The 13,577-nt window shown below is 70.8% G+C and carries 10 protein-coding genes; 9 read left to right on the top strand and 1 reads right to left on the bottom strand.

What is annotated here, in order from left to right; translation table 11 throughout:
* The first annotated feature begins 8 nt into the window (after positions 1 to 8).
* From EJC51_RS06950 to EJC51_RS06920, 7 genes are all read left to right on the top strand, one after another.
* Positions 9 to 1,058: a Gfo/Idh/MocA family protein gene (locus tag EJC51_RS06950; protein ID WP_244362540.1), complete on the top strand. Its 1,050-nt coding sequence runs from the start codon at positions 9 to 11 to the stop codon at positions 1,056 to 1,058.
* Between the two features lie 32 nt (positions 1,059 to 1,090).
* Complete coding sequence (locus EJC51_RS06945; RefSeq protein WP_126270232.1) at positions 1,091 to 2,065, top strand: SDR family NAD(P)-dependent oxidoreductase; 975 nt, start codon at positions 1,091 to 1,093, stop codon at positions 2,063 to 2,065.
* Positions 2,062 to 3,201, top strand: coding sequence for a DegT/DnrJ/EryC1/StrS family aminotransferase (locus tag EJC51_RS06940; RefSeq protein WP_126270231.1), 1,140 nt, complete (start codon positions 2,062 to 2,064; stop codon positions 3,199 to 3,201). Before EJC51_RS06945 ends, EJC51_RS06940 begins: the two co-directional genes overlap by 4 nt.
* Entirely contained in the window at positions 3,198 to 3,887 is a 690-nt protein-coding gene (locus tag EJC51_RS06935) for an acetyltransferase (RefSeq protein ID WP_126270230.1), read from the top strand. Before EJC51_RS06940 ends, EJC51_RS06935 begins: the two co-directional genes overlap by 4 nt.
* Complete coding sequence (locus EJC51_RS06930) at positions 3,884 to 5,005, top strand: DegT/DnrJ/EryC1/StrS family aminotransferase (protein WP_126270229.1); 1,122 nt, start codon at positions 3,884 to 3,886, stop codon at positions 5,003 to 5,005. The genes EJC51_RS06935 and EJC51_RS06930 overlap by 4 nt, the downstream gene beginning before the upstream one ends.
* Positions 5,006 to 5,067: 62 nt before the next feature.
* On the top strand, positions 5,068 to 8,661 hold the full coding sequence (locus EJC51_RS06925) for a DUF4082 domain-containing protein (protein WP_126270228.1): 3,594 nt from the start codon (positions 5,068 to 5,070) through the stop codon (positions 8,659 to 8,661).
* Positions 8,662 to 8,736: 75 nt separating this feature from the next.
* Positions 8,737 to 9,783, top strand: coding sequence for a glycosyltransferase family 2 protein (locus EJC51_RS06920; RefSeq protein ID WP_126270227.1), 1,047 nt, complete (start codon positions 8,737 to 8,739; stop codon positions 9,781 to 9,783).
* 14 nt (positions 9,784 to 9,797) lie between these two features.
* Here EJC51_RS06920 and EJC51_RS06915 read toward each other — a convergent pair whose 3' ends face one another.
* Positions 9,798 to 10,469, bottom strand: coding sequence for a YveK family protein (locus EJC51_RS06915; protein WP_126270226.1), 672 nt, complete (start codon positions 10,467 to 10,469; stop codon positions 9,798 to 9,800).
* 113 nt (positions 10,470 to 10,582) lie between these two features.
* On the opposite strand from EJC51_RS06915, the gene EJC51_RS06910 reads away from it, so the two are divergent.
* Positions 10,583 to 12,610 (top strand): O-antigen ligase family protein, encoded by a 2,028-nt coding sequence (locus EJC51_RS06910; RefSeq protein ID WP_126270225.1) that lies wholly within the window; start codon positions 10,583 to 10,585, stop codon positions 12,608 to 12,610.
* Complete coding sequence (locus tag EJC51_RS06905; protein WP_126270224.1) at positions 12,607 to 13,506, top strand: glycosyltransferase family 2 protein; 900 nt, start codon at positions 12,607 to 12,609, stop codon at positions 13,504 to 13,506. The genes EJC51_RS06910 and EJC51_RS06905 overlap by 4 nt, the downstream gene beginning before the upstream one ends.
* The last annotated feature ends 71 nt before the right edge of the window (positions 13,507 to 13,577 follow it).

The raw sequence follows: 13,577 nt of genomic DNA, 5'->3' as shown, positions 1-13,577 counted from the left end.
GGAGCGCTGTGACGCAGGAGCCGATGGGGGTCGCGGTCGTCGGGGCCGGTTACTGGGGTCCCAACCTCGTCCGCAACTTCCAGGCCAGCGAGCGGTTCCGGCTGCGTTGGCTGTGCGACCTCGACGTGGACCGCGCCCAGCGGGTCCTCGGCGGCTACTCCACCGTCCAGGCCACCGCCGACTACGCGGCCGTCCTCGCCGACCCCGAGGTGGCCGCCGTCGCCGTGGCCACGCCCGCCGGCACCCACCTCGACATCGCCCTGGCCGCCCTGCGCGCCGGAAAGCACGTCCTCGTCGAGAAGCCGCTCGCGGCGACCTACGCCGACGGCATGCGCCTGGTGACCGAGGCGGAGGACCGCGGCCTCACCCTGATGTGCGACCACACCTACTGCTACACGCCCGCCGTGGGCCGGATCAGGGACATGGTCCACTCCGGGGAACTCGGCGAGATCCACTTCGTCGATTCCGTGCGCATCAACCTCGGGCTGGTCCAGAAGGACATCGACGTCATGTGGGACCTGGCCCCGCACGACCTGTCGATCCTGGACTTCATCCTCCCCGCGGGCGTCGAACCGGTCGCCGTCGCCGCCCACGGGGCCGACCCGATCGGCGCCGGACAGGCCTGCGTCGCCTATCTGACGCTCACGCTCAACACTGGGGCCATCGCCCACGTGCACGTCAACTGGCTCTCCCCGACCAAGGTCCGCACCACCATGGTCGGCGGCGCCAAGCGCACCCTCGTCTGGGACGACCTCAACCCCCTTCAGCGGGTGGCGGTCTACGACCGGGGCGTGGACCTGGCCTCGCCGCAGGAGATCGGCGCGGACGAACGCCGGGACATGCTCGTCTCCTACCGCTCCGGCGACATGGTCGCGCCCGCCCTCGGGGAGAAGGAGGCGCTGCGCGGCATGGTCGACGAGTTCGGCGACGCCATCCGCGAGCGCCGGGCGCCGCTGACCGACGGCCGCGCGGGTCTGCGCGTGCTGGACATCCTCGAAGCCGCCTCCCGCAGCCTCGAGTTCAAGGGCGCGGTCGTCGGCCTGCGCGCCGGGCGCTGAACGAAGTGAACACACCTGAGAGGGCACAGCAGTTGAGCAGTGTTCGTGGCAAGAAGATCCTGGTCACCGGGGGAGCCGGCACCATCGGCTCCAACCTCGTCGACCTCCTCGCCGAAGGCGGCGCCCGCGAGATCGTCGTACTCGACAACTTCGTGCGCGGACGGCGCGCCAACCTCGCGCAGGCCCTGCCGAGCGGGGTGGTGGAGGTCGTCGAGGGCGACGTCCGCGACATCGACACCGTGAAGAAGGTGACCGAGGGCGCCGACCTGGTGTTCCACCTCGCCGCGATCCGTATCACCCAGTGCGCGGAGGAGCCGCGGCTCGCCAACGAGGTGCTGGTCGACGGGACGTTCAACGTCCTGGAGGCGGCGGCCGCGGCGGGCGTGTCCAAGGTGATCGCCTCGTCCTCGGCGTCCGTCTACGGCATGGCCGAGGACTTCCCGACGACCGAGCGCCACCACCCGTACAACAACGACACCTTCTACGGCGCCGCGAAGGCCTTCAACGAGGGCATGCTGCGCAGCTTTCACGCCATGTACGACCTGGACTACGTGGCGCTGCGCTACTTCAACGTCTACGGCCCCCGCATGGACATCCACGGCCTGTACACCGAGGTCCTCATCCGCTGGATGGAGCGCATCGAGGCGGGCGAGCCGCCGCTGATCCTCGGCGACGGCACGCAGACCATGGACTTCGTCGACGTCCGTGACATCGCGAGGGCCAATGTGCTGGCCGCCGAGTCGGACATCACCGACGAGGTGTTCAACGTGGCGAGCGGCACGGAGACGTCGCTGCGCGAGCTCGCCGACGGCCTCCTGGAGGCGATGGGTGCCGAAGGGCTGGAGCCGGTGCACGGTCCCGCCCGGGCGGTGAACGGCGTGAGCCGCCGCCTCGCGGACACCTCGCGGGCGGCCGAACGGCTCGGGTTCACGGCACAGATCGACCTGCGCACGGGCCTGAAGGACCTGGTCGAGTGGTGGCGCGCGGAGCGGGAGGCCGCCCAGTGAGCACCGACCGCATCCCGGTGATGATCCCGTGGCTCGGCGAGGAGGAGGCGCAGGCCGCCTCCGACGCCGTGCTGTCGGGATGGGTCGCCCAGGGCCCGCGCGTCGCCGCCTTCGAGAAGGCCTTCGCCGAACGGGTCGGCGCCGAGCACGGCATCGCCGTCAGCTCCTGCACCACCGCCCTGCACCTGTCCCTCGTCGCCCTGGACCTCGGCCCCGGTGACGAGGTCGTGGTGCCCTCGCTGTCGTTCATCGCCACCGCGAACGCCGTACGGTACGTCGGCGCCGAGCCGGTGTTCGCCGACGTCGACCTCGCCACCGGCAACCTGACCCCGGCCGCCGTGGACGCGGTGCGGACGCCAAGGACCAAGGCGGTGCTGGCCGTTCACCAAGGCGGCGTCCCCGCCGACGTGGCCGCCCTGCGGTCCGTCTGCGCCGACTGGGATCTGCCCCTGGTCGAGGACGCGGCCTGCGCGATCGGCTCCACGGTCGGCGGCAAGCCGGTCGGGCACGGGGCGCTGCTCGCCGCCTGGTCCTTCCACCCCCGCAAGCTCGTCACCACCGGCGAGGGCGGCATGCTCACCACCGACGACGCCGAGTGGGCCGCCCGGCTGCGCCGGCTGCGCGAGCACGGCATGAACGCCTCGGCGGCCGAGCGCCACGCCAGCAACAAGCCGGTCCTGGAGAGCTACCTGGAGGTCGGCTTCAACTACCGGATGACCGACGTCCAGGCCGCGATCGGCATGGTCCAGCTCGGCAAGCTCGACGCGATGATCACCCGCCGCCGTGAACTGGCGGCCCGCTACGACGCGTTGCTGCGTGACGTCCCCGGCCTCACCGTCGTACGCGATCCCGCGCACGGTCAGTCCAACTTCCAGTCGTACTGGGTGCTGCTGGACGCGGACTTCCCCGTCGGCCGGGACGAGCTGCTCGGCGCGCTCGCCGACGCAGGGGTCTCCGCCCGGCGCGGGATCATGGCCGCGCACCTCGAACCCGCCTACGCGGACCATCCGCGCGCCCCGCTGCCCGTCACCGAGCGGATCACCCGCGACTCGCTGATCCTGCCGCTGTTCCACACGATGACCGAGGCCCAGCAGGACCGGGTGGTCGCCGCTCTGCGCGAACAGGCCGGTGGATGACCGGACTTGTGATCGTCGGCGCCGGTGGCTTCGCCCGGGAGACCGCACAGGCGGTGCGGGACGCGGGCGAGTTCGAGCTGCTCGGACACCTCGACGACAACCCCGCCCTGCACGGCACCGAGGTGGACGGCGTGCCCGTGCTGGGCGCCGGCGACCTGGTGCACGACCTGACCGAGGCCCGGGTCGTGGTCTGCGTCGGCAACCCGCGGGACTACGCGGCCCGCGCCCGGCTGGTCCGCCGGTTCGGCCTGCCCGAGGAGCGGTACGCCACCGTCGTCCACCCGACGGCCGTGGTGTCCGGCACCTCGGTGATCGGCCCCGGCTCGGTGCTGCTCGCGCACTGCGTGCTGACCGCCGCGGTGCGCGTCGGCGCGCATGTCTCGGTGATGCCGCACGTCGTCCTCACCCACGACGACGTGATCGAGGACTTCGCGACGCTCACCGCGGGCGTCCGGCTGGGTGGGGGAGTACGGCTGGAGCGGGGCGCCTATGTCGGCTCCGGCGCCCTGGTCAGGGAAGGCACCACGATCGGCGCCTGGTCGCAGATCGGCATGGGCAGCAGCGTGCTCGGCGACGTACCGCCGGGCGAGGTCTGGGTGGGGAGCCCGGCCCGGCGGCTGCGTGAGGCGGGCGCCGCGGCGCTGGCAGAACTTGTGACGCGAACTATGGGGGGACCGGCCACGTGAACAACCAGATTCCGCTCGTGGACCTGAAGGCGGCCCACGAAGAGGTCGCCGAGGAGGTGCGGGCCGGCTTCGAACGGGTCCTCGCCCGCACCGCGTTCATCGGCGGCGACGAAGTACGCCAGTTCGAGCGGGAGTACGCCGACTTCGGCCGGGTCGGACACGTCGTGGGCGTCGCCAACGGCACCGACGCCGTCGAACTCGCCCTGCGCGCAAGCGGAGTACGGCCCGGCGACGAGGTCGTCGTGCCCGCCAACACCTTCATCGCCACGGTCGGCGCGGTCGCCAGGATCGGCGCCCGTCCCGTCCTCGCGGACTGCCTGCCCGACAGTCATCTGCTTGATCCCCAGGCCGCGTTGGCCGCCGTCGGCCCGGCGACCCGGGCGGTCGTGCCGGTGCACCTGTACGGTCAGATGGCCGAGGTGGACGCCCTCAGAACGCAACTGCCGGACCACGTGAAGGTCGTGGAGGACGCCGCCCAGTGCCAGGGCGCCACCCGCGACGGCCGGGCCCCCGGCAGCGGTGGCATCGCGGCCACGAGCTTCTACCCCGGCAAGAACCTGGGCGCCTACGGTGACGCGGGTGCCGTGCTCACCGACGACGAAGCGGCCGCCGATCTGGTGCGGGCCATCGCCAACCACGGCGGCGTCGCCAAGTACCGCCACGACGTGCCCGGGTTCAACAGCCGCCTCGACGGACTCCAGGCCGTCGTCCTGCGGGCCAAGCTCAGGCGGCTCGCGGACGGCAACGCGGCCCGGCGGGCGGCGGCGGAACGCTACGACGAACTGCTCACCGAACTCGCCGACGCCGGCCGGATCCTGCGGCCGGTGACGGCACCCGGCAACGTCCACGTCTGGCACCTGTACGTCATCCAGGTCACCGACGCCGACCGCGACGCCCTCGTCGGCAAGCTCAACGCCGAGGGCATCGGCGCCGGGGTGCACTATCCCGCCCCCGTCCACCTCACTCCGGCGTACGCCCACCTCGGCCACGAGCGCGGCGACTTCCCCCACGCCGAGAAGGCGGCGGACCGCATCCTGTCGCTGCCGCTGTACCCGCAGATCACCCCCGACCAGCAGCAGCGCGTCGTCGAGACGCTCACCGACGCGCTCGCCGGCTGACTGGTCCCCGTTCCACCCCGACCGCACGGGTCGGTCCTGCACAGCACCGCTGAGAGGTACACATGAACAGATGGAGCAGACGGCTCCAGGGCGTGCGCCTGGCCGTCGCAGCAGCATTGATATGGGCGGTGCTCCCACAGGCCGGAACCGCCCAGGCGGCCGCCGATCCGTGCGGATCGGGCTCGAACCCGATCGTCTGCGAGAACTCCAAGGCGGGCAGCCCGTCGACGGACTGGTACTCGCCCAACTCCTACGGTGACATCAAGGGGTTCACCACCAAGGAGAGCGTTCAGGCGGGGGACACCGTCCAGTTCAAGATCCAGTCGAAGACCTCGTACCGCATCGAGATCTACCGGCTCGGCTGGTACGGCGGTGACGGCGCCCGCCTGATGTCCACGGCGGCGCAGGCGGCGACGACCTACCCCGCCAACTACACGTCCAACCCGGCGAGTTGCACCAAGAAGGCCAGTACCGGCCTGGTCGACTGCGGCAACTGGCCCGTGACGGCGAGCTGGACCGTGCCCAGCGACGCCGTGTCCGGCCTGTACATCGCGAACCTGACGCAGACCGACGGCGACGGGCTGATGCCCTACCCGTTCGTGGTCCGCAAGGACTCCAGCACCTCCGACATCGTCGTGCAGACCAGCGACCAGACCTGGCAGGCCTACAACGACTACGGCGGCCAGGACCTGTACGGCGGCGCCGGGCCCGCGCCCGACGGCCGTGCCTACGAGGTCAGTTACAACCGGCCGCTGGACATCGGCGGCGACAACGGCATCTACGGCTCCGAGTACATGATGCTGGCCTGGCTGGAGCGCAACGGCTACGACGTCAGCTACCTCTCCGGCGTGGACGTCTCGACCCGCGGCGAGACCCTGCTGAAGAACCACAAGGTGTACCTGTCCTCCGGACACGACGAGTACTGGACGCAGGACCAATACTCCAAGGTCCTCGCCGCCCGCAAGGCCGGTGTGCAGCAGGCCTTCTTCAGCGGCAACGAGGTCTTCTGGAAGACCCGCCTGACGCCGAGCATCGACGGCGCGAACACCGCCAACCGCACCCTGGTCTGCTACAAGATGACCAAGATGGCGCAGAACAACGGCGTCGCCGACCCCAGCGGCCAGTGGACCGGCACCTGGATGGACCCGACCAGCACCCAGTACGGGCAGTCCTACCAGCCGCCGAACATCCTCACCGGCTCCATGTTCACGGTGAACGGCTACCGCGCCGACGCCATCACCGTCCCCGGCTCGTACGGGAAGAACCGGCTGTGGCGCAACACCTCCATCGCCAACCTGACGTCCAGTCAGACGGCGACCTTCCCGGAGGGCACCCTCGGCTACGAGTGGGACAGCGACATCGACAACGCCACCAGACCCGCCGGGGCCATCGACCTGTCGTCCACGACCGTGGACATCAACGACGGCAAGCTGCGCATGGACTGGGGCAACACCTACGGCAACGGCACCGCGAAGCACAGCCTCGTCGCCTTCCGTGACCAGGACTCCGGTGCCCTGGTCTTCGGGGCGGGGACCGTGCAGTGGTCGTGGGGCCTGACCAACCTGCCGACGTACAACCCGGAGGACCAGGTCGTCACCGAGGACGTCCGCATGCAGCAGGCGACGGTGAACCTCTTCGCCGACATGGGCGTCCAGCCGCTGACGCGGCAGAGCACGCTCGTCGCCGCCACCAAGTCCACCGACACCACCGGCCCGACGATCACCGTGTCCAGCCCCGCCTCCGGGGTCACCGTGCCCGCGCTGAAGCCGGTCACCATCAAGGGCACCGCCACCGACTCCGGCGGTGTGGTGGCCCGCGTGGAGGTGTCCACGGACGGCGGCACGACCTGGCAGGCCGCGACCGGGCTCGGCTCCTGGAGCTACAGCTGGACCCCGTCCACCCCGGGCTCGGCGTCCATCAAGGTCCGCGCCGTCGACGACAGCGTCAACATCGGCGCCGTCACCACCATCCCGATCACGGTCGGCCCGCAGGCCTGCCCGTGCACCATCTGGCCGGCCACGGCGGTGCCCGGCACCGTCAACGCGGGCGACGGCGGCTCGGTCGAGCTCGGCGTCAAGTTCCGTACCACGGTGGCCGGTTCGATCACCGGCGTCCGCTTCTACAAGTCGCCGTACAACACCGGCACCCACAAGGGCAACCTGTGGACCAAGGACGGCAAACTGCTCGCCACGGGCACCTTCACGGGCGAGTCGGCCTCCGGCTGGCAGCAGCTCAACTTCGCCACCCCGGTCACCGTGAAGGCCAACACCACCTATGTCGCCTCGTACTTCGCGCCCAACGGCGGCTACTCCTACGACACGACCTTCGCCGACAGCGACGCCGGCCTCGCGCCGCTGACGGCACTGAAGTCCGGCACCGACGGAGGCAACGGCCTCTACCGCTACACCTCGACGAGCGCCTTCCCGACCTCGGCCGCCTCCGGCAGCAACTACTGGGTCGACGTGGTCCTGGACACCTCCACGGCCAGCACCACCCCGCCCACCGTCACCTCCACCTCCCCGACCTCCGGGGCGACCGACACCGCGATCACCGCGCCGGTGTCGGCCGTGTTCAGCGCGTCCGTCGACTCCGACAACCTGACGTTCACGCTGAAGGACCCGGACGGCAACACCGTGCCGGGAGCGGTGACGCTGCCCGCGGCCAACAAGGCGACGTTCACTCCGTCGACCGAACTGTCCCTGCACACCAAGTACACGGCGACCGTCCAGGCCTCCGACGTGTGGGGCAACGCCATGACGGACCCGGTGACCTGGTCCTTCACCACCAGCGCCACCCCGCCCGCGGTCACCTGCCCCTGCACCCTGTGGAGTTCCTCCGCGGTGCCGTCCACGACCGACATGACCGCCGACCCCAACTCCGTCGAGCTGGGCACCCGGTTCACGTCCTCGGCGGCCGGCTGGATCACCGGCGTCACCTTCTACAAGGGCACCGGCAACACGGGCATCCACACCGGCAGCCTGTGGACCGACTCCGGGACCCTGCTGGCCAGCGGCACCTTCACCAACGAGTCGGCGACCGGCTGGCAGACGCTGACCTTCGCCACGCCGGTGGCGGTCACCGCGGACACGGCGTACGTCGTCTCCTACCACGCGCCGAGCGGCCACTACGCGGTCGACGGCGGCTACTTCGCCTCGGCCCACCAGTCCTATCCGCTGACCGGCACCGCCGACACCACGGCCCACCACAACGGGCTCTACAAGTACGGCACGGACTCGGCCTTCCCGACCGGCTCCTACGGTTCGGCGAACTACTGGGTCGGCCCGGTCTTCACCGCCACCAACCCCAGCGGATCGCTGGCGGCGGAGACGGCCTCCGAGGAGGGCGCGTCGACGGTGACCTACACCGCCGACGCGAAGCACCCCCTCGTCATGGCCGTCTCCGACAAGCTCAAGGTCGCGGACGTCGACGCCGGGCTGACCATCCTGAAGGGCACCAAGGCCGCCAAGAAGCTGCATGTCACGGCGGTCGTCTCCTACAACCGTGCCACGCACAAGGTGTCCGTCCACCTGACCGGTCCGCTGCCGGACGGCACGCGGTTCAAGGTCACGGTCACGGCCCAGGACAAGCACCACGACAAGGTGAAGTCCAAGACCTGGACCCTGACCAGCAAGACCGTCCGCAAGAAGAAGAACTGACCGACGAGAACCCACCGGTGGTGGTCTCCCGCACCCGACAGGGAGGCCACCACCGGGGATTGGCTACCCCCACCGATGAGCAGCGTCAGTGTTGTCATCCCGTGCTTCAAGTACGGCCATTTCCTCGCCGACTGCGTGAGCAGCGTCCTGGACGAGAACCCCGGTGTCGACCTCCGGGTGCTCATCATCGACGACGCCTCGCCCGACGACTCGGCGGACGTCGCCCGCAAGCTGGCCGCCTCCGACCCGCGGATCGAGGTCCACGTCCACGAGACCAACAAGGGCCACATCGCCACGTACAACGAGGGCCTGCTGGAGTGGGCCGACAGCGACTACGTGGCCCTGCTCTCCGCCGACGACCGGCTCGTCCCGGGCGCCCTGGCCCGGGCCGCCGCGCTCCTGGACGCCCACCCCGAGGCCGGCTTCGCCTACGGGCGTCCCCTGCGCTTCCAGCACGGCGGCCCGCTGCCCAAGGCCCGCACGCAGAGCACCGGTTCGGTCGTCTACCCCGGCCAGTGGTGGCTGGAGCGGCGCTTCCGGGAGGGCACCGGCTGCATCACCTCGCCCGAGGTGGTCGTCCGCACCGACCTCCAGCGCAAGGTCGGCGGCTACGACCCGGCCCTTCCGCACGCCGGTGACATCGAGATGTGGATGCGGCTCGCCGCCCACGCCGACGTCGGCTACATCCGCGGCGCCGACCAGGCCTTCTACCGCGTCCACGGCAACAACATGTCGACGACCGACTTCGGCGGCCAGCTCGACGACCTGCGCCAGCGCCTGATCGCCTACGACTCCGTGCTCGCCAAGTGCGGCGACCGGCTCCCGCACGCCGACCGGCTGGCCGACCAGGTCCACACCCGCCTCGCCCGCTACGCGCTGCGCCGCGCCTACCGCGCCTACGACCGGGGCCGCACCGGTGTCGTACCGGTCGACGAGTGCGTGGCGTTCGCCGAGCAGTGTCTGCCGGGCTACCGGGCGCTGCCCGAGTACCGGGCCCTGCGGCTGCGCAGACGGATCGGCCCGAAGGCGATGCCGTACCTCCAGCCGCTGGTGTGGTCGGCCGTGGCCGAGCGCGGGCGGGAGTGGCTGTGGTGGGAGTCCTGGAAGCGCCGCGGTATCTGATGCCCGTGAACCACTCAGCCCGCCACCGCGAGCTCCTCGACCGGACGAGGCTGCTCCGGGGAGCCGTCCTTCCGGCTCCTGCGGCGCAGCGCGAACTGGTCGAACCAGAGCGCGGCCAGCATGCCGCCGATGCCGCCGAGCAGCGCCGTCCCCGCCAGGGCGCGGGTCCTGGTGCCCTGTACCGGGGCCGCGCTGGGCGCCACCAGGACGGACGCGCTGATCCGCGAATCGGCCGCGATCCCCTGTGCTTCCTGCAACTCGGTCACATGCCGGGTGTAGACGTCGATGACCCGGCTGACCGCCGTGTCCGCCTCCGCGGCGCTCGCCCCCTTCACCTGCACCTGGAGCGAGGGAATGAGATAGCGGGGCGTCGCACTGGTGCCGCTGTTGCGCGGGATGAGCTGGTACGAGCCATGGACACCGGCGGCCGCCAGCTCCCGGCGCCCGGCGGGCGACTCCAGCTGCTGGACGACGCCGTACGACAGGGTGGCGAGCGGCGGTTGCAGGTTCGTCAGCTGGTTCGGCTGGTTCCCCGTGACCGGGGGCTTGAGGACGACCACCGCCGAACTGAGGAACCGCGGGGCGGGATGCAGCACTTGGTACGCTCCGGCGGCCGTCAGCACGAGCGCGAACACCAGCACGTACCAGCGGCGCAACAGCGCTTCGGCGACCTCACGAGGCGACACAGCGGCGATTCCTTCCGTCGCCAGCGATACTCGCATCAACCGGGGCAAGTCGCTACCGGATCACCCGGGTTGCGTCGAGAGCCGTTGCGAGGGTTGTGTCGAGGGGAGGGCTCATGAGCCTCGGTGACATTCTGGCGATCATGCGCAGGCGCTGGTACTGCATGGTGCCGCTCACCCTGCTCAGCGTCCTCGCCGGTGGCTATCTCTTCCGGACCGTCCCGGTGTCCTACGAGTCGCAGAGCTCCGTGACCCTGCTCGACTCCACGGCGATCGCCGATCTGGCGCCGACCTTCGGCAACCCCCTGTCGAACGCCGGAGGTTCGCTGGTCGTCACCGCCGACGTGCTGATCAGGACGTTGCAGTCGAACGACTCCGCCAAGGAGTTGCACTCCCGTGGCGTCACGGACCGCTACACGGTCGGCTTCGCCCCGAACGCCGACAGCCCGCTGCTCACCCTGAGCGTCACCGGCACCGACCGGGCGAAGGTGCTCCGCGAGACCACCACCCTCACCAAGTTCACCGGCGAGCAGCTGAAGGCCTTGCAGGCCGCTTCCAAGGTGCCGTCGGGGTACGCGGTGCAGTCCGCGCCGGTCGTCCTGCCCCAGACGCCCGTCTCCCAGCCCAAGAGCCGCTACCAGAACATCGCGGCGGTCGTCATCGTCGGCATGGTCGCCGCGTTCCTGCTGTCCATCCTGGCCGAGGGCGTCGCGGTGGTACGACGCCGGGGCCGCGCCCAGCCCGGATACGTCCCCCGACGCCACCGGGCCAGTCCCCCCGAGCGCCCCAAGGGCCTGCTGTCCCGGCGCCTGGACGCCACGACGATCCTCACCGGCTACCTGGCCCTGGCGTTCTTCGTGCCCTCGAACCTCACCCTGCCCGCGCTGGGCGGCGTCGGCACACCGGCCAACGTCTTCGCCCTCCTCGGCCTCCTCTGGTACCTCGCGACCTGGCTCGGCGGCCGCATCCTGCCGGCCCGGGGGACGAGGCTGGTGCGCGTGGTGATGTGCCTGCTCGCCGCGGCCGTCCTCCTGTCCTACCTCGCGAACGCGACCCGGGAGAGCAGCCACGAGGAGGTCCTCGGCGCCGACCGCGGACTCATCGGGCTCGGGGTGTGGGTGGCGCTGGTGGTGCTGGCCTCGGCCGGCATCCAGGAACGCAGCCGCCTGGAGACCCTGATGCGCCGCCTCGTCGTCATGGGCACCGTCGTCGCGCTGATCGGCTACTACGACTTCTTCGCCGCCACCAACATCGCCGACTCCATCCACATCCCCGGCCTCCAGTCCAGCACCGCCGGGATCAGCGCGATGGACCGTGGCTCCTTCACCCGGCCCCGCTCCACCACGGCCCACCCGCTGGAGTTCGGCGGCATGCTGGCCATCCTGGTCCCCTTCGCCGTCCACCAGGCCTTCGATCCGGTACGACGACACATGCGCGCGTGGCGCCGCTGGGCGCCGGTGGCGATCATGGCGGGCGCGCTTCCGCTGACGGTGTCGCGGACGTCCATCATCGGTGCCTTCATCGTCATCCTGGTGATGGTGCCCCGCTGGAAGCCGCAGCGCCGCTGGGCCGCGGTCGGCCTCATCCTGGGCTCGGTGGCGGGCTTCAAGGTGATCATCCCCGGCCTCATCGGAACGATCACCAACCTGTTCGCCAGCTTCCTGTCCAACTCCGACAGCAGCACGCAGGCGCGCACGGTGAAGTACAGCGCGATCGTCCCGTACTTCGACGAACACCCCTGGTTCGGCCGCGGGTTCGGCACCTTCACCCCCGACCTGTACTTCTTCACGGACAACCAGTACATGCTGACCCTGGCCGAGATGGGCATCCTGGGCCTGATCGCCCTGTTCGCGCTCTTCATCACCGGGATGCACACCGGCGGCGCCATCCGCCGCCTCGCTCGCACCGAGTCCGACCGCGAACTCGGCCAGGCGTTCCTCGCCTCGGCCCTGGTCGCCCTGGTCATCAGCGCCACCTTCGACGCGCTCAGCTTCCCCATGTACGCGGGGATGTTCTTCCTCGTCCTGGGAGCGGGCGGCAGCTACCTGGGCTTCGTGCGCCGGGAGGCCGACGCCGCCGAGGTGGTCCGCGCACCCCGTAAGGCAGCAGAACCCCAGCTCCCCCAACTCGTGGAGTCCCGATGAGCACCGTCGCCGTCGTCGTCGTCACCTGGAACAGCGCCGCGGTGCTCCCCGGGTTCCTCGCCGCCCTGCCCGACGGCATGGCGGGCCTCGACTGGCGGCTGGTGGTCGCCGACAACGACTCGGCCGACGACACGGTGGAGGTGCTCCACACCCTCGCCCCCGAGGCGACGGTCGTCCAGACGGGCCGCAACGCCGGGTACGCGGCCGGGATCAACGCGGCACTGGACGCGGCGGGGGACTACGGGGTCGCCCTCATCTGCAACCCGGACGTCCGGATGCGGCAGGGCTGCGCCAAACGCCTGGTGGACAGTCTCGGGAGCGGTGTGGGAATCGCCGTACCCCTGCTGTACGAGGAGGGCCGGGACACGCCGCATCGCTCCCTGCGCCGGGAGTCGACCGTGCTCCGGGCGCTCGGCGAGGCGATCATCGGCAACACTCGGGCGGGCCGCTTCCCGGCCCTGAGCGAGCTGGTGACCGACCCGAGCGCCTACCGACAGCCCACCCGGGCGGACTGGGCGACGGGCGCGCTGATGGCCATCTCGGGGGAGTGCATCGCCGCGTGCGGCAAGTGGGACGAGTCCTTCTTCCTCTACTCGGAGGAGACGGAATTCTGCCTGCGGGCAGGGGACTTGGGGTACGCGACACAGCTGGAGCCGAGCGCCGAGGCGGTGCACCTGGGAGGCGACTCCCAGGTGTCACCCCGCCTGTGGACGCTGCTCACCTTGAACCGGGTCCGCTTGTACGGCCGTAGGCATGGCCGCCTGGCGACGGCAGCCTTCCGCACGGCGGTCCTGCTCAGGGAGACCTCACGGGCGGCGCTGGGCCGCCCGGCAAGCAGGGCGGCAGCAGCGGCTTTGGTGCAACCGGGTGTACTGCACAAGACACCGGGGCCGTGACGCCGCTCAGGGGCGCGGGGCTGTATCAATATGCGGCTCCGCCGCGTGGGCGCGACCAGCCACAACGCACC

The organism is Streptomyces aquilus (assembly GCF_003955715.1).
Classification (GTDB): domain Bacteria; phylum Actinomycetota; class Actinomycetes; order Streptomycetales; family Streptomycetaceae; genus Streptomyces; species Streptomyces aquilus.
This window is presented reverse-complemented; position numbering and strand designations above follow the sequence as displayed.

Bases quoted from the DNA above. Each gene is read 5' to 3' on its own strand.
- EJC51_RS06935 (WP_126270230.1), top strand. From the start codon at position 3,198: ATGACCGGACTTGTGATCGTCGGCGCCGGTGGCTTCGCCCGGGAGACC.
- EJC51_RS06925 (WP_126270228.1), top strand. From the start codon at position 5,068: ATGAACAGATGGAGCAGACGGCTCCAGGGCGTGCGCCTGGCCGTCGCA.
- EJC51_RS06920 (WP_126270227.1), top strand. From the start codon at position 8,737: ATGAGCAGCGTCAGTGTTGTCATCCCGTGCTTCAAGTACGGCCATTTC.
- EJC51_RS06910 (WP_126270225.1), top strand. From the start codon at position 10,583: ATGAGCCTCGGTGACATTCTGGCGATCATGCGCAGGCGCTGGTACTGC.
- EJC51_RS06905 (WP_126270224.1), top strand. From the start codon at position 12,607: ATGAGCACCGTCGCCGTCGTCGTCGTCACCTGGAACAGCGCCGCGGTG.